Below are 17391 nucleotides of genomic sequence, written 5' to 3' on the forward strand. Positions count from 1 at the left end.
TATGAGTACAACTAAGAATGATTTATGGGTCGGTGTCGACGTCGGTTCTACAACCGTTAAGATTGCCGTCGTTGAACCTGAAACCAACAAGCTTTTACACTACACATACCAGCGCCATAACGCCATGCAGGCCCAGAAGGTCCATGAGGTGCTGCGCGAAGCCCACGGTCTGTTCCCGGGCAAGAACTTTAGAGTCGCTTTCTGCGGCAGTGGCGGTCAGCCCTTTGCCGAGGCAACTCACGCATTTTTCGTACAGGAAGTGGTGGCCAACGCTCTCGCCGTTCGTGCTACTTACCCCGATACCCGTGTCGCTATTGAATTGGGTGGCCAGGACGCCAAGGTGGTGTTCTTCGAGAAGGATCCCACTACTGGCAAGCTGATTGCCAGCGACATGCGTATGAACGGTGTCTGCGCCGGCGGTACCGGTGCGTTCATCGACCAGGTGGCAGAACTCCTCCGTGTGAAGACCGAGGCCTTTGAAGGTTACGCCAAGCGCGGTCAGAAGGTTTATGAAATCTCCGGCCGTTGCGGTGTGTTCGCCAAGACCGACATTCAGCCCATGCTGAACAACGGTATCGCCAAGGAAGATATCGCCCTTTCCAGCTTCCATGCCATTGCCAAGCAGACCATCGGTGGTCTTGCCCAGGGTATGGAAATCAAGCCGCCCGTCATTTTCGAAGGTGGCCCCCTTACCTTTAACCCGACCCTTGTCCGCGCCTTCAAGGAACGTCTGGGAATCACGGATGAACAGGCTATCGTGCCTGAACATTCCGAAGTACTCGTAGCTATGGGCGCCGCTCTCTCCCTGGGCTCCATGTTTGCTGACCAGGAATGCTTTTACCGCGAAGAAGGCTCTCTGGACTCCCTGGTCCACTTTAACGAAGCCCGTCAGGCCGAACATAAGGCCAAGGCTGCCGCCGACCTCTTCTTCAAGAACGACCTGGAATACCAGCAGTTCCTGGAAGATCACAAGATGGCGAGCAACGTGTACCCGCAGCCCGCTTCCGGTTCTACCATCAATTGCTACCTGGGTATCGACGCCGGTTCCACTACCACCAAGTTCGTTCTTATCGATGAACAGGACAACGTGATCGATGGCTTCTACGCTAGCAACAACGGCGAACCGCTCCAGGTGCTCAAGGATGCCATGAACGAACTGACCGACCGTTACGAAGAATACGGTTGTAAGTTGAACATCCTGGGTGTGGGTACTACCGGTTATGGTGAACAGCTCTTCGCTAAGGCCGTTCATGCCGACTACCACACTGTGGAAACCGTGGCTCATGCAAACGCTGCCCAGCGTATCTGCCCCGACGTGTCCTTCATTCTGGATATCGGTGGTCAGGACATGAAGGCAATCTCTGTTCAGGACGGTGTGGTTACCGGTATTATCCTGAACGAAGCTTGCTCCTCGGGTTGCGGTTCTTTCATCGAAACTTATGCACGTTCCCTGGGCATTCCCATGGAAAAGATTGCAGAACTGGCTTTCAATGCCAAGAGCCCGTCTCAGCTGGGTTCTCGCTGCACCGTGTTCATGAACAGCTCTATCATCACCGAACAGCGTGATGGTAAGCAGCCTGAAGACATTATCGCCGGTATCTGCCGCTCCATTATTAACAACGTTTTCACCAAGGTGATCCGTATCCGCAACCTCAACACTCTCGGTAAGAAGGTGGTGGTGCAGGGCGGTACCTTCAAGAACAACGCTGTGCTCCGCGCCTTTGAACAGTACACGGGCCTGAAGCCCATCCGTCCGGAACGTCCGGGTGAAATGGGTGCAATCGGTATTGCTCTTCTCACCAAGAAGTTCATGGAAGAAAAGCGCAAGGAAAATCCGGAACTGAAGTCCAGCTTCATCGGCCTCGAAGCCATGAAGACTTTCAGCTGGCACAACCAGCCGGGTCAGCTTTGCCAGTACTGCACCAACCATTGCTCCAGAACCATCGTTACCTTTAGTGACGGTCAGAACTTCGTTACCGGCAATCGCTGCGAACGTGGTGAAGTGACTGCCGATCCTAACGATCCGAAGACCAAGGCTCTCATCGCCGAAATCAACAAGAAGATGATGGCCGTGCCCGATATGATCAAGCGTACCAACCAGCTGCTGGTGAAGGACTATGCTCCGGCCAAGTTGGTGGAACCGCAGTTGAAGGCTGATGGTACTCAGAAGACCATCGGTATTCCTCGCGCTCTTGAATTCTGGGCAAGTCTGCCTTTCTGGAAGGCTTTCTTTACCAGCCTGGGTTACACGGTTGTTGTAAGCCGTAGCTCTGACTACAAGATGTTCGAAGCTGGCTTGCACAGCGTGCCTTCCGATACGGTCTGCTTCCCGGCAAAGCTTGTTCACGGTCATGTGCTCAGCCTCATCGAAAAGAAGGTTGACCGTATCTTCTTCCCCATGATGGTGGCTGTTCCCAGTGACCACACCAAGTTTGACGCCACTTCTGTTTGCCCGGTGGTGCAGGCTTACCCCAACATCATCAAGAACACCGACGAACCTGAAAAGAACTATGGCGTTCCCATGGATCAGCCGATCTTCCACTGGTTCAATTCCAAGCTCCGTCGCTCTCAGACCATCGACTGGTTCCATGAAAACTGGAAGCTGGACAAGAAGCTGATTTCCAAGGCTGTGGATGAAGGTGAAAAGGCTCTGAACGACTACAAGACTACTTTGCTTGAAGAAGGTCAGAAGATCCTTGATGACGTTCGCGCCAAGAATACTTTTGCCGTGGTGATTGCCGGTCGTCCGTACCATGTGGACCCGCTGATCAACCACAACATTGCCTCTCACTTTACCGCCATGGGCATTCCGGTTCTTACAACCGAATCTCTCCCTGGCGTGTATGACCAGGATGTGCCGAACCACACCCGCGTTGAAATCAAGAATACCTTCCACCTGCGTATGCTTGGCGCTACCATGATCGCTGCCAAGGATCCTAATGTGGAACTGGCTCAGATCGTTAGCTTCGGTTGCGGTCATGACTCCATCTTGACCGACGAAATGTCCCGTATGCTCCATCTGGATTCCAATAAGGAAATGCTGATGTTGAAGCTGGATGAAGGTGACGCCCGTGGTCCTGTTGGCATTCGTATCAAGAGCTTTATCGAAACGGTGAAGGCTCGCCGTGCTGCAAATCTGCCCGACAAGCCCGCTTCCAACGAACCGCTGTTCCATACTCCGTTCGTTGCCGAAGATAAGACTCGCCGTCGCATCTTGACTCCGAACTTGTCTCCTGCATTTACCGTTCTTGCCAGCGAATACATGAAGGCTAACGGCTTTATCGCTGAATACCTGCCCGTGGCCGACAAGAAGGCTGTGGAACTGGGTAAGAAGTACGTGCATAACGATATTTGCTTCCCCTGTCAGGTGAACATCGGTGAAGGTTTGAAGTGGCTGGTGGAACACCCCGAAGTAAAGCCGTCCAACGTTTCTATGTGCTTGGCCAAGAACTGCGAAAACTGCCGTGCCGTGCAGTACGCCGTGCTTGCCCGTAAGGCTTTGGACGAAGCTGGTTTCGAAGATGTAAGTATCATTACCACCGGTGACGACGTGAAGGGTATGCATCCGGGCTTTAAGACCGGTCTTGACTTTAGACTCCACATGCTGTGGGGCCTGGTGACCATGGACGCTATTGAAACCATGTACCGCGCTATTCGCCCCTACGAAGTGAACGCTGGCGACACCCAGAAGGTTTACGACGTCTGGATGCCTCGCATCATGGAAATTGGCGGTCACCTGAAGAAGACAGAATTGCCGCACCCCACCAAGATGCTGGCTGAATTCACCAAGTGTATCGATGCCTTCAACGGTATTGAAATCACCGAAGACCGTAAGAAGGGTATCCGTAAGCCTCGCGTTGCCGTGCTGGGTGAAATTCTCATGAACTACCACCCCAGCGCCAATGGCTTCGTAGAAAACTACCTGATGAACAACGGCATGGAAGTTTACCTGCCGGGTATGACCGACTTCTTCCGCGTGGACGAAGCCGTGCGTGCCGAAAAGCTGAAGCGTGGTTTCTCTGCAAACCCCATTAGCGACCGCATTGTGGGCGGCATTACCGCCAAGGCCTACACCCGCGCTCTGGAAACTGTTCGCAAGATCATGAAGGAACACTTCAGCCTTTACGAACATCATGCAGACTGCTACGAGTTGATGGATTACGTCCGCGACATTATCGACCCCACCTACAATACGGGTGAAGGTTGGTTGATTCCGGGCGAAATCATCTACAACTCTCAGCATGGCATTAATAGCCACATTGTGCTGCAGCCTTTTGCCTGCTTGGCTAACCACATTTCCGGTCGCGGCCTGACCAAGGCTGTTAAGGAACGTTGCCCCCATATCCAGGTCCTGTCTCTGGACTACGACCCGGATACCAGCTTCGCAAACATCGAAAACCGTTTGCAGATGCTGATCATCAACGCTCGCGAACTGGAAAAGGCTAATAAAGCGTAGAGGATAAAGGTTAAAGTTTAAAGGTTAAAGGGGCTTCGCCTCTACGCTTTATGCTTTCCGCTTTCCGCAAAAAGGACGTCGGTTTTGAGGCCGGCGTCCCTTTTGTTTTTTGAAAAAAATTCTAAATTTGGCGCCATGCTGAATGTTTCTAATGTAAGTCTTCAATATGGTAGCCGCGTTCTCTTCAAGGAAGTGAATCTTTCCTTCAAGCGCGGCAACTGCTATGGTGTGATCGGTGCAAATGGCGCCGGCAAGTCCACCTTCCTCAAGATCCTTTCCGGTGAACTGGAACCCAATACCGGTGACGTGACCAAGGACCCGGGCGAACGAATCGCCGTCCTTAAGCAGGATCACTTCGCCTACGAACAGAACACTGTTCTTGAAACTGTGATGATGGGTTTCCCGGAACTTTATGAACTGGGCAAGAAGCGTGACGAACTGTATGCTCTTCCGGAAATGACCGAAGAACAGGGCATGCAGGCCATGGAAATTGAAACCCGTTTCGGTGAAATCGGCGGTTACGAAGCTGACTCCAATGCTGCAGTGCTCCTGAAGGGTCTGGGCATTCCCGAAGAATTCCACTACAGCCTTATGGCCGATCTGGATGGCGGTCAGAAGATTCGCGTGCTCCTGGCTCAGGCTCTTTTTGGCAACCCCGACATTCTTCTGCTTGACGAACCGACCAACCACTTAGATCTGGATACCGTCGCCTGGTTGGAAGATTACCTGGAACGTTTCGAAAATATCGTGATCGTGGTGAGCCATGACCGTCACTTCCTGAATGCGGTTTGCACTCATACTTGCGATATTGACTACGGCAAGATTAACATCTACGGTGGTAACTACGAATTCTGGTATGCAGCTAGCCAGCTGGCCCAGAAGCAGCGTAAGGACCAGAACCGCCGCGCCGAAGAAAAGATTGAAGAATTGAAGGCCTTTATCCGCCGCTTCGCTTCCAACGCCGCAAAGGCCAAGCAGGCTACTTCCCGTAAGAAGCTGTTGGATAAGATGACCGTCGAAGAAATGCCGGCTTCTAGCCGTAAGTTCCCCTGGGTCAACTTCAAGATGGACCGCGAACCGGGCAAGATCGTGCTGGAAGTGAATAACGCTTCTATCGACGGCGGTGATGGCATCGTTTGCAACGGTGTGAACTTCAAGCTGAACAACGGCGACAAGGTTGCCCTGGTTGGCGAATATGACACCCTGAAGACCGCCTTCTTCCAGCTCATTGCCGAAGAAACCAAGGCTGCCGACGGCGTGCTCAAGTGGGGTAGCACCATTAGCTACAACTACTTCCCCAAGAACAACGACGCTTACTTTGCCAGCGAACTTTCTCTGGTGGATTGGCTGCGCCAGTACAGTAAGGAACAGGACGAATCCTTTATCCGCGGATTCCTGGGCCGTATGCTCTTCACCGGCGAAGAAGCCCTGAAGTGCTGTAACGTTCTTTCCGGTGGTGAAAAGGTTCGCTGCATGCTTTCCAAGATGATGCTCTCCAACGCAAACTGCTTGCTGCTGGACGAACCTACCGCTCACTTGGACTTGGAAGCCATTACCGCTCTCAACAACGGCCTGACCGCTTTCCAGGGCCCGGTGATCTTCTGCTCTCAGGACCACGAATTCGTGCAGACTGTGGCAAACCGCGTGCTGGAACTGACTCCCAATGGCGTTGTTGACCGCTCCATCACCTTCGATGAATGGTATGAATCGAAGTCTAAGGGCAACAAGAAGAAGTAAGTCCTGATTTTGTGGGGACTGCAGGTCGGTCCCGCAAACTTTAAAGAAAAATCCTCGGTTTTAAACCGAGGATTTTTTCGCTATAGGAAACGTTTTTCGCTGTAGGTGCAGCGCGACTTCCAATTACTGTACGTCGATCTGTACCTTGAAGTTTGCCTTGCCCTTGTGGTTAACCAGCTGGGAACGGGGAGCGGTTGTGACCGTGACGTTCTTCTTGGTAACACCGGATTGCTGCTGAAGGGTCTTCAGCAGTTCTGCGTTGCGCTTGGCAGCCATGTCCAGCAGTTCCTTTTCGAGAGCCTTGCGGTCCAGATTGGCGGCGTTGGCGGCAACGTAGGCGGTGTAGGCTTCGTCCTTGTCGTCGATGGCGATGATAGCCTTTTCGTCCAGCTCGTTCAGGGCGGTCTTGCCCTGAGTAGACTTGTAGAACTCGGTTTTAAGTTTGCGGGTCTTGTAGGCTTCCACCGTCTTCTTCATATTGAAGGACTGCACAAAGTTCATCTTCAACTTGGGATCCTTGGCCAGGGCAGAAACCATCTTGATTGCCTTGGCGTACTGTTCGCTTTCCATGTGGTTGTTCAGCGGGTCGATAACGATTTCGTCGTTCTTGCCCAGGTCGAAACCGATGGCGCTTGCACCGGATGCGGCGACGTTACCCACAATCTTCAGGGGAGAAAGGGCCACCTTGATCAGCAGGTTCATCACGGTCTTCCAGACAATCTTGAGGTAAGAGAATTCGGGATCCTGCATGTTGCCCTGCACGGGAACGTCAAACTGAATCTTGTCGTCCTTGTCCTTGAGAATGTACAGACCCACCTTCATGGGGACGGTGAATTCCGGGTCGCTGCCTTCTACCTTGTCGCCAACGTCGATGTTGTAGATGTCGATTGTGTTTTTGCTATCCAGGTTGAACTTGTTGATCTTGTTGTCGCTGGCGAAAGCCATGGTGCCAGAAATGATGGGGTAGCCGGTGTAGTGGAGGCTGTAGGGGCTGAAGTGCTTCAGGGCCAGATTCTTGATGCTGACATAGGCATCCATAGTGCTCAGGTCGGAGAGGGCTCCCTTGTACTTTACAGAAACGGTGCCGCCTTCGGGGAAGTTGGCGTTTACGTTAACGGTGCAGGGGGTGTCAAAGTTGATGTTGGAACCGGAAACGCTGATGCCGCTAACCTTATAGTTGAAGGGCGTCTTGATGGTAAGATCGTTTGCGGAGACGGACGTGTTCTTGACTTGCAACCTGTTCAGTACGAATTTCAGAGGCTTTGCTGGGGCGGCCTTGGCTGTTTCGGGAGCGGCTGCGACAGCGGAATCAGACTTGGAAGAGTCTACAGGTGCTTCGGTAACGACGGCTGCGGCCAGGGCGCTGTCAACTGCGCTGGTGTCCTCGGCTGCACCCTTGGGATTTAGAAGTATGTCGATGTTGGTCTTGCCGCCCTTCAGCAGGTCCAGATGGGCGAATGCGCCATCGACCACTACTGAATCTACGACAAAGTCCATTTCGTTCAGGTTAGCCTTCTTGATGCCGACCTGTACGCTGTTCACGCCGATGGTCTTTTCGGATGTTTCGGTAAGGACGATATTGTTAAGGCCTACGGTACCTGCAACATTGCTAGAAAGAACGTCATTCACATTGCCTGCAACATTCAGGTTGACGTCCAGGGAGCCGCTAAAGTCCTTATAGTTGATGAAGTCCTTCAGGTAGGGCTTGCCGCAGGCCAGTTCAAACTGCTTCAGGGCGACTGCTACATTGAAGTCCTGAGTTTTCATGTTGAAGAGAACTTTCACGGTCAGATCGCCGCCATCTGCAAACTTCAGGTTTACGCCAATGTCGGTGTCCTTGTTGTTGAAGTAGACGGCGGGAATATCTACAGAGAAATCCTGGAGGTGAATTTTTGAACCGACCTTGCGATCCTGATAGATGATGTTGCCCTTTTCCAGGACGATGTTCTGGATGGCGACATCAAATCCTCCGGTCATTTCGACGGGGTCAATGTTTATGGCCTTGATAGAATCGCCTGCGGCGGAGTCTGCTGCAGCTACGTTTTCGGTTTTGGCGGAGTCTGCAGTTGCATCAGCGGTTGCCGATGGGGTGGCTGCGGAATCTGTGGCGACGCTGTCCTGCTCATTTGCGGCGAACTTATCCAGGATGTCGCTGAAGTTGAAGCGGTCGCCGTCTTGTACTACCTGGGTGTAAAGGCCTTTCAAATAGATTTCGCTGACGTTGATTTCTTTGGACAGCAGGCGAGTGGGATTCACGTTGACGCGGAACTTTTCAAATCCCACGAAAGGTGTTGCGCCGTCCTGTTCGAAAATGGCGAAATCGTCTACGGTAACTGTGAAGGTGAACGGGTTGAAGTCCACGTCGGCAATCTTCATTTTGCGGCCGATGAGTTCCTCGGAATGCTCGACTACATAGTCTTTTGCGATACCGGGGGCGATTTTGAGGGCGGCGATCACGAGAACGATCAATACCGCCAGGACAATGAGGGCAATGTAACGTTTCTTCATATTTCAAATAATAAAAAAAGTGTCCGGAAATTGCACGTTAATTATCATGTACACGCTTTATAATGCTAGTCTTCGCCGTTGATTATCTGCAGAAATTCCTGACCGTATTTTTGCAACTTCATGGCGCCGATTCCGGGGATGTTGGCCATGTCGGTGAGGCTGGCCGGGCGTTCCTGAACCATACCCAGCAAAACCTTGTCGCTGAAGATGACGTAGGGCGGTACGTTGGCGGCGTCGGCAAGATTGCGGCGATGGATTCGCAGGGCCTCGAAAAGTACGGCGTCGCTTCCTTCCAGATTGTCCTTGGCGCTGAGGCGTACAGAAACTTTTTGCGGTTGCGAGCTTCTCTGGTTTGCGATTTTTTTTCGCTTGTCTTCTGTAATCAGGGCCAATTGAATTTCTTTTTCGCCGAAGAGCACCTGCTTCCCGAATTCGGTAATGCGCAAGGTCTTCTTGTCGGTGTAGCTCATGGTAAGGCAACCTAGATGAATCATCTGCTGGATGTAGGATTGCCATTTGTCGGCGGGGGTGGCTGCCCCTACGCCAAAGGTCTTGATTTTGTCGTAACCCTTTTCGATGATTTCTGCCCGATGGGACCCCCGCAGGATGTCGATAATCATGTTGGCGTTCTCTTGTTCGCGGGTGCGGAAGATGGCACTGAGGGCTTTTTGAGCCAGGATGGTTCCGTTAAAACGGCGTGGTGGGTGGTTGCAAATATCGCAGTTGCCGCAGTCCTGTTCCATGACTTCGCCGAAATAGCCTAGTAGGATTCGCCGGCGGCAAACCAGGCTGGTGGCGTAATGCTGGATTCGCTCCAACTTTTCTAGTTGCAGGTGCCGTTGCTGTGGGTCGCTGCAATCCTGGGCGAACTTGGCCAGCTGAACGATGTCGCTGTCGGAATAGAACAGCAGGGTGTCGGCCGGGAGGCCGTCGCGGCCGGCGCGTCCGATTTCCTGATAGAATCCCTCCATGTTTTTGGGCGTGTTGTAATGGATGACGAATCGGATGTTGGATTTGTCGATGCCCATGCCGAAGGCGATGGTGGCGCAGATGACCTTGGTGCGGTCGTAGATGAAGTCCTCTTGAATTCTTGCGCGTTCATCGGCGGTCATGCCGGCGTGGTAGGCGTCTGCCATGATGTGCCTTTTGCGGAGTTCGTCGGCAACAGTTTCGGTAGACTTGCGGGAAAGGCAGTATACAATTCCGCTTTCACCCTTTCTTTCTTTTATAAAGTCTGCGATTTCGTCCAGCTTACTCAATTTTTTATAGTTAAGACGAACGTCTAGGGACAAGTTCTTTCTGTCAAAACTATCCAGGATCAGATTTTCTTCGGGAATGCGAAGCTGCTGTAAAATATCTTCTCGGGTAATGGCGTCGGCCGTGGCCGTCAGGGCGAGAATGGGAATGCCGGGGAAGTTTTCGCGGAGCTTAAAAAGCTGGGTGTATTCGGGGCGGAAATCGTGGCCCCACTGAGAAATGCAATGGGCTTCGTCGATTGCGAACAGCGAAACGCGACCGCGGGGGAGCAGGTTCTCTACTTCAAAAACCAGACGTTCGGGGGAGATGTACAGCAGTTTAAGTTCACCGCGGCAAAAGGCGCTGCGGATCTCGGAAGCTTCTTCAGTTGAAAGGCCGCTGTTCAGTGCCGCTGCGGGGATGCCGTTTTCGCGGAGACTGTCCACTTGATCCTTCATGAGGGCGATCAGAGGCGAAACCACCACGGCGCAACCATCGAAAACCAGGGCCGGAATCTGGTAGCAGATTGACTTGCCTCCACCGGTTGGCATTAGGGCCAAGGTGTCCTTGCGTTCAAGAACCTGTCTGATGACTTCGACCTGCTTGGGTCTAAAGCTGTCGTAACCGAAATATTCCTTAAGCTTCTGCTGTGCTGTATTAAAAAGAAGACTTGCCTGCTGATCACTCATGCAGGTAAATATAATATTTGGTGTACAAATGTGCAAGAGTTTTATTCGTCACGCCAGAAGGTGAAGGCCTTGCCTTCGATCTTCTTGCTGCGGTAAGTGCAGTTATCGATTCTACGGTAGTATTCCTCGAAGTCGATTCCTTCTTCGCCGTTTAGGAATGTTGCGCCCAGGCTAACAGAAATATTTAGGTTGTTCACCTTTTCGAAAGTAATCCTGCTGATAGATTCAAAGAATCTGCTGATAATCTGGATTCCCTGTTCCTCGTTAGAAACTCCGCTCACGAAGAAAATGTATTCATCTCCGCCGAGACGCAATAGAATGTCTTCTTCGCGGAAAGTTTCCTTCATGGCATTGGCGACAGCGATAATAACTTCGTCGCCCATTTGGTGACCGTAGTTGTCGTTGATGTGCTTGAATTTATCTACATCGAACAGGGCCAACATGCCGATTCGGTTTTCGTTGATGGCTGTCTTTATCTTGTCAATACCGGCCTGGCGGTTCAGCAGTCCGGTCATGGCGTCGGTTTCGGCTTTGGCAATCAACGTTGTTTCGATCTTTTTCTGTTCGCTGATATTTTCGACGGCGTAAATAACCTGGCTTGGCTTAACTTCGGTGTTTACGGGACCAATGGCGATAAAGCGGGCTCGGCACCAACCAAAATTCTTGCCCATGAATTCCTGGGTGATGGTGCGCTTGCCTTTGAGCCTGTCGGGTAGTGTTTTGGTGTTTACGAAATCCAGAATGCGGTCCAGGTATTCGGGAGCTGTGGTTGCCGTCATGGCCAGCGTTATTTGTCTGCTGAAATTTTCGTTGAAACTGTCTACGCTAGAATCAATAAAGTTGTTTGTTCTAATTGAGAAGAACGTGTCCGAGTCCAGGTTGATCTGGTGCATGGAAACGTAAATGTCCGAAATGGATCTGAGGTTGTGGGTAAGCTGATCCTTGGTGCTGAACTGGGATACGCGATTTTCAAAAAGCATTCGTTGGCATTTGTCGCGGACGTTGAATATGCCGACAATCATGCCGATGCCGCTATAGACGATGCAGTTGACGATTTCTGTTCCAACAATTTCGGCCGGCTTGACGGAACCGCAATAATAGAGGAAGATGAAATCGGCGATAATAGTGATAATTACGATGTGGATTGGTCGCATGACAAACAGCAGCGGCGAAACCACGTACATGGCCAATAGGGAGGTGGAGGGTTCGTCGCAGGATATCACAAGCGATGAAAACAGGCCGAAGCATAGGAGCATGGGGTAGAAGATGTGACACAAGATTCCGACAACGGTGTGATTTTTCTTTCCGACAGCAAATGCTATGGCGAGACTTACAATGGAGAACATGGCGAACCCTGCGTAGATGGGGGCCTTTTCCAACATGGCGGGGAGTCGGGTTGCAAAGGCGGCTATGCAGGTGAACGAAAAAAAGAAAGTCGATATGGCTGAATATACCAGCAGCGCTCTATGGTTATGATTGGTTTCCTTGTCTCGGATAGTATACAGATCCGAGTTGGTGAGGCTGGCTCTTATCAAATAATCAATGATATACTTAATCATAATTGCTCAAAATGTAAGACCATTTAATTTTAGTAAAAAGATAAATATCCACGTTTTCTATCTTTGATGTTGATGAAAAAATTGAACGTTTTGATCCTTGCCGCGGGTCTTGGAACCCGTTTGCGCCCGTTGACCAGCGATGTGCCGAAACCCTTGGTTCCGGTAGTTGATGCTTCTATATTGGAGCAGCAGGCGGTTAAAGCTAACGGTATTGGAAACGTAAGACTTCACGCCAATGCTCACTATCTGGCCGAACAGGTGGTTGCCGAGGGTAAACGCCTTGGTTTTGAAAAAGTGTGGGTGGAGCCCGAGATTCTTGGAACTGCAGGCCCCTTAAAGCGAATCTATAACGAAGGATACCGTGGGGGCTTGCTGATCATGAACGGCGATGCCTACTGCAGTTTTGACCTGAAGGCCTTTGTGGAAAATGCCAAGCGCACTTTTGCCTCCGCTCAGGACGGCTCTGCCCCTGGTGTGGCCTTGCTGGCTGTGGATTTCCCCAAGGTGAATACCTTCCGTGTGAATAAGGATGGACGTCTGGTAGGAATCGCTGGCCGTTTTGGTTCCGAAGAGGGTGCCGCCGCAACGTTCTCCGGAGTATCCTATTACAGCGACGAGGCTTTGGCCCGAATTGCTGACGGTGAATTTGACATCCGTGAATTCTGGAAGCAGGAAATTGCTGCAGGACGTCCACCTTTTGTGGACATGAGTCAGATGAATGCTACCTGGATTGACATGGGTTCTCCTGAAGGTCTGATGGCCGCTTGCCGTGCCCGCCTTGATGAACTTGGAGTGGATAGCTGGACTGACGAACGCGTTGCTGTGACCCGCGATTCTATCGTGTTTGCAGGAGCCACAGTGGGTGAGGGCGAAACTGTAGAAAATGAAATCCGCGGTAAGGGATTTAGCTGGAAGATTTAGATTTGTGTTGGAATGGTTGAATTGGCTGCGCGTCATTCTGAGCGTAGCGAAGAATCCATAGAAGAATTTGAATGATGAAGGATTGAAATGAGAAAGTTTAGAGTAGTGCTTGTTGAACCGGAACATCCTCACAACGTTGGCTTCGTAGCCCGCGCCATGCATTGCTACGCCCTGGATGAACTGTACATCGTTTACCCCAAGCGTAACAAGGTGATTGAAAATTCCTACCACACGGCAGCCAACAGCCATGACATTCTGGACAAGGCAACCATCGTTCATACCTTCCGCGAAGCTATTGGGGATTGCTCCTGTGCAGTCGCTTTCAGCCGTCGCATTTTCGGTAGTGCTATTAAGCATTGCATGGTTCCCGATCTGTCGGGCATGCTTCCTGATGATGGAACCATCGCTCTGGTGTTCGGTCGTGAATCCTGCGGCCTGGCTCTTGAAGAAGTGAACGCTTGCACCTACCAGTGCGAAATTCCCGTACCGGGCTTGATGAGCTTGAACTTGGGTCAGGCTGTTTCTATTTCTTTGTATGAACTGTGCCGTTCTGGTGCCTTGGCAAACGGTGAAGGCCGTGCCAAGCGTGGTTCCAAGGGAGCCTGCGAAACTCAGCCCGCAACCATCGACCAGATTAACGGATTCAAGAAGTTCCTGGACCGCTATCTCACCGGTCAGTATCATGATCAGGCCTGGAGAGATAACTTCCTGAACACTCTGCTCCAGAGACTGCACCCCACCCGCAACGAACTTTCGGCCCTGTTCGGTTTGCTCCGTAATGTAGCCGGTAAGCCCGCTCGCCTGGAACAGGCCGAAGACCGCGCTGCAAAAGCCGCTGCCGCAAAGGCCGCCGCCGAAGCTGAAGAAACTAAGGCTGCTGCCGAAGAAGGAAAGGCCGGGTAATAACGCCGAACATTAAGAAATTTGAAAAATAGGTTACTAAACGGAGGTTTTGAGCCCTTTTAGTAACCTTGGTTTTAAATAAAGTAATGCTTTTGGGGCGAAATTTCTGTTCTAGAGGTTACTAAATTGCTGTAAATAATGCGTTTAGTAACCTTGTCAAGAAAAAGAAATTGGAAAAAACTCAATCTTTTTAAAAATAAAGTAATAAATGGGTTACTAAATGGGTTGTTGACTTGGAAATAGTAACCCCATAACGCAAAAAGGCATCTTATGGCAATGAAAATCACCATCCAATATCTTGATGATTCCATTCCTCGTCTGGAATATGTGGGCGGTAAGTCCGACTGGATCGACTTGAGCGCTGCAGAAACCGTGACCTTGAAGAAGGGCGAATTCAAGCTGATTCACCTGGGCGTTGCTATGAAATTGCCCGAGGGGTATGAAGCCCATCTGGCCCCCCGCAGCTCCACCTTCAAGAACTTTAAGATCTTGCAGACCAATTCCGTTGGCGTCGTTGATTCCAGCTACTGCGGCAAGGGCGACTGGTGGAAAATGCCGGTCTACGCCACCGAAGACGTGACCATTGAGAAGGGCTCCCGCATCGCCCAATTCCGCATCATGGAAATTCAGCCTAAGCTGGAATTTGAAGAAGGCGAGTTGGCTGACAAGGACCGCGGCGGCTTCGGCAGCACTGGCGTGAAATAAATTCGCTGCGTTGTCGTGAATTTGCTTTGGTACGGGGCAAACTTGGTTGAGGAAATAATGAAAACACTACTGATTCTTATGACGTTTGTAGTGGCGTTATCTTTTTGGGGGTGTGCGAGTCATGCGCCATCTGCAGCTCAGTTTATGAACGTAAAGGATGGTGGCAATGTTGTCGTTGGAGGGACGTTTCAAGTTGGAGACGTTTATAGTGGACATTATGTAAACGAGGATGATTATAGAGCTGATGAAGGAAGGGGTTTCCTAGATTTATCCCTTTATTTTACTGCGAAAAATTTTGTATTCGGACTCTCTTCAGAAAACGTGACGATTCAGAGTTTTGTTGGCTATCGTTTGAAAAATTTTGGATTGCTAGGCTGGTTTGATTTTAATCTTCCGGAAGAGATTGAAACTCCGATTTCTGGGGGCATGATGCTGGTTGAAGAAATCCATGTGACAGATAAGTTTAGAGTTGGTTTCAGCGAACACCTCTCAAGGAATGGCTATGCTGTAGATTTAAATGGGGGGGGCTTGGGTTCTCCTGCAACAGGTTATTATGCTGAGGTTGGCGCCGGAACATATCTAGCTTATGGTGACTTTTCATTTGAAGTGAAGTATGGACGCGACTTTACGGGTGCTATGAATCGATTTTACCTCATGACGCACTATAAAGTTTTGAATTAAAATTTTTCGTAAAACGATGTGATAGGTCTGCAAAATCATTTGCAGGCTTTTTTCTTTTTACAAATGTTTAACGAAAATTTTGGTGCAAAGTTCCTGAAAAATTCGTGTATAAAGGAGGTTCTAAACAAAATATAGGTGTATTGACAAAAGCAATACGTAAAGGTATTTTATACATGAATATAAAATTCAGTGAACATGCAAAACAACGAATGCATGAACGAGGCATAACCGAAGAACAGATAATTCATTTCTTTGTGACGAATGAAGGCCTGCTAGGATTGAAATTGAGTGACAAAGATGAATCGAATCTTTTGGCGGATGCCTTGATTGACGGAAAGAAGTATCGCCTAGTTTATAATGCAGTAGAGGATATTCTTGTAACGGTATTCCCGTTGAAGTAGAGGTTTTATGAAGAAAAGTAAATCGAAAAAAAGTGCTTTGGATTTTGAGAAGGAATACGAAACTTTTGGGGATAATGCGGGAACGAAACTGGACTGCGGTTCTGTTGCAGAAGCTTGTGCCGAAATCAAGAAACGCATGATTTCCATGCGGGTGGAAACGGTCGTCATTGAAAAATTGAAGGTGAAGGCCAATAGGGTAGGGATCCCATATCAGACCCTGGCGGCAAGTGTCCTGAAACGCTACGCGGAAGGTAATTTGGATATCGAACCCGCTTGATGACTGCAGGTGTGGCGGGATCTCGGTGAAAACTGGAAATAACCCCAAAAATGACTAAAATACTACTTTACGAAAAATGTAAAACAAAAAGTGTAAAAACGTCTATTTTTACATAAAACGTAAAGAAAATGGTCGAAAATGGTGTTTTCTATCCAAAAATTGACAAAAAACTTGTGGTTTTGTTTTTCACTCTTTGTTATTTTTCAAGCGCAAAAATTAAAATAAACGATAAAAAAGCCTCTCTATAAGGACTTATTATGGCAAAAATCGCTATTCTCGGTTATGGTAACTTGGGCCGCGGCATCGAATGCGCTGTCAAGAAGACCAAGGACATGGAACTTGTTGCTGTGTTCACTCGTCGTGATCCGGCTACTGTCAAGATTCAGACCCCGAACATTCCCGTTCTCAACGTTTCTGAAATCGAAAAGTGGGCCGACAAGATCGACATGCTGGTGATCTGCGGCGGTAGCGCTACCGACCTTCCCAAGATGACTCCGGAAATGGCTGCAAAGTTCAACGTGATCGATACTTTCGACACCCATGCAAACATCCCCACTCACTTCGCCAACGTTGACGCCGCTGCTAAGGCTGCTGGCAAGATCGCTATGATCTCCGTGGGTTGGGATCCGGGTATGTTCTCCCTGAACCGCGTCTATGCAAACGCAATCCTCCCGGATGGCAAGGACTATACCTTCTGGGGCAAGGGCGTTTCTCAGGGGCACTCCGACGCTGTCCGCCGCATCAAGGGTGTGAAGAATGCTAAGCAGTACACCTGCCCGGTTCCGGAAGCTCTCGAAGCTGTCCGTAGCGGTTCCATGCCTGAACTGACCACCCGTCAGAAGCACACCCGCCTTTGCTACGTAGTTCTTGAAGAAGGTGCAGATGCAGCCTACGTCGAAAACGAAATCAAGACCATGAAGAACTACTTCGATGAATACGACACCACCGTAAACTTCATCAGCGAAGAAGAATTCAACGCAAATCACAGCGGTCTCGCTCACGGTGGTTTCGTGATCCGTACCGGCAAGACCGGCATGAACAACGAACACACCCACGTGATCGAATACAGCCTGAAGCTGGACTCCAATCCGGAATTCACCACTGCAGCTGTTATCGCATTTGCCCGCGCAGCTCTCCGCATGAAGGCTGAAGGCAAGACCGGTTGCTTCACTGTTCTCGATGTTCCTCCTGCATACTTGAGCGAACAGAGCGGCGAAGAACTCCGCGCTCATTTACTGTAGTTCGAAAAACGCATTTTTTACGCTCGGCACCTCCTTTAATGACCGCGCGGGTCTAGCGACCCCAATAGGTCATGCTG

12 protein-coding genes are annotated in these 17391 nt (G+C 50.3%); 9 read left to right on the forward strand and 3 right to left on the reverse strand.

The features are described from left to right. Position 1 precedes the first annotated feature (1 nt). Positions 2-4456 carry an acyl-CoA dehydratase activase gene (locus BUB38_RS10760; RefSeq protein ID WP_073160411.1) on the forward strand — a complete coding sequence of 1485 codons (4455 nt, stop codon included), beginning with the start codon at positions 2-4 and terminating at the stop codon, positions 4454-4456. Between the two features lie 135 nt (positions 4457-4591). Continuing rightward, entirely contained in the window at positions 4592-6193 is a 1602-nt protein-coding gene (locus BUB38_RS10765; RefSeq protein ID WP_073160517.1) for an ABC-F family ATP-binding cassette domain-containing protein, read from the forward strand. 123 nt (positions 6194-6316) lie between these two features. On the opposite strand, the gene BUB38_RS10770 is transcribed toward BUB38_RS10765, so the two are convergent. From BUB38_RS10770 to BUB38_RS10780, 3 genes are all read right to left on the reverse strand, one after another. After that, positions 6317-8701, reverse strand: a complete 2385-nt coding sequence (locus BUB38_RS10770) for a DUF748 domain-containing protein (RefSeq protein ID WP_073160413.1) — start codon at positions 8699-8701, stop codon at positions 6317-6319. 65 nt (positions 8702-8766) lie between these two features. Then, positions 8767-10626, reverse strand: coding sequence for a DNA helicase RecQ (recQ, locus tag BUB38_RS10775; RefSeq protein ID WP_073160415.1), 1860 nt, complete (start codon positions 10624-10626; stop codon positions 8767-8769). Between the two features lie 41 nt (positions 10627-10667). Next, on the reverse strand, positions 10668-12185 hold the full coding sequence (locus BUB38_RS10780) for a GGDEF domain-containing protein (protein WP_073160417.1): 1518 nt from the start codon (positions 12183-12185) through the stop codon (positions 10668-10670). A gap of 72 nt (positions 12186-12257) precedes the next feature. Between BUB38_RS10780 and BUB38_RS10785 the strand changes: the two genes are divergently transcribed. The 7 genes from BUB38_RS10785 to BUB38_RS10815 all read left to right on the forward strand — a co-directional run bounded on the left by BUB38_RS10785 (position 12258) and on the right by BUB38_RS10815 (position 17314). After that, positions 12258-13106, forward strand: a complete 849-nt coding sequence (locus BUB38_RS10785) for a nucleotidyltransferase family protein (protein WP_249269339.1) — start codon at positions 12258-12260, stop codon at positions 13104-13106. Positions 13107-13193: 87 nt separating this feature from the next. Next, entirely contained in the window at positions 13194-14009 is an 816-nt protein-coding gene (locus BUB38_RS10790) for an RNA methyltransferase (protein WP_073160421.1), read from the forward strand. Between the two features lie 276 nt (positions 14010-14285). Continuing rightward, positions 14286-14714, forward strand: coding sequence for a dUTP diphosphatase (locus tag BUB38_RS10795; protein WP_073160519.1), 429 nt, complete (start codon positions 14286-14288; stop codon positions 14712-14714). A gap of 57 nt (positions 14715-14771) precedes the next feature. After that, entirely contained in the window at positions 14772-15395 is a 624-nt protein-coding gene (locus tag BUB38_RS10800; RefSeq protein ID WP_139258412.1) for a hypothetical protein, read from the forward strand. A 173-nt stretch (positions 15396-15568) separates the two neighbouring features. Continuing rightward, positions 15569-15796 (forward strand): DUF4258 domain-containing protein, encoded by a 228-nt coding sequence (locus BUB38_RS10805; protein WP_141100382.1) that lies wholly within the window; start codon positions 15569-15571, stop codon positions 15794-15796. A gap of 7 nt (positions 15797-15803) precedes the next feature. Then, positions 15804-16073 (forward strand): CopG family antitoxin, encoded by a 270-nt coding sequence (locus tag BUB38_RS10810; RefSeq protein WP_101478955.1) that lies wholly within the window; start codon positions 15804-15806, stop codon positions 16071-16073. A 257-nt stretch (positions 16074-16330) separates the two neighbouring features. Further along, a complete protein-coding gene (locus BUB38_RS10815) occupies positions 16331-17314 on the forward strand; it encodes a diaminopimelate dehydrogenase (protein ID WP_073160427.1) in 984 nt (327 codons plus the stop codon). Positions 17315-17391: the final 77 nt, after the last annotated feature.

The organism is Fibrobacter sp. UWH5 (assembly GCF_900142505.1).
In the GTDB taxonomy this organism is placed as follows: domain Bacteria; phylum Fibrobacterota; class Fibrobacteria; order Fibrobacterales; family Fibrobacteraceae; genus Fibrobacter.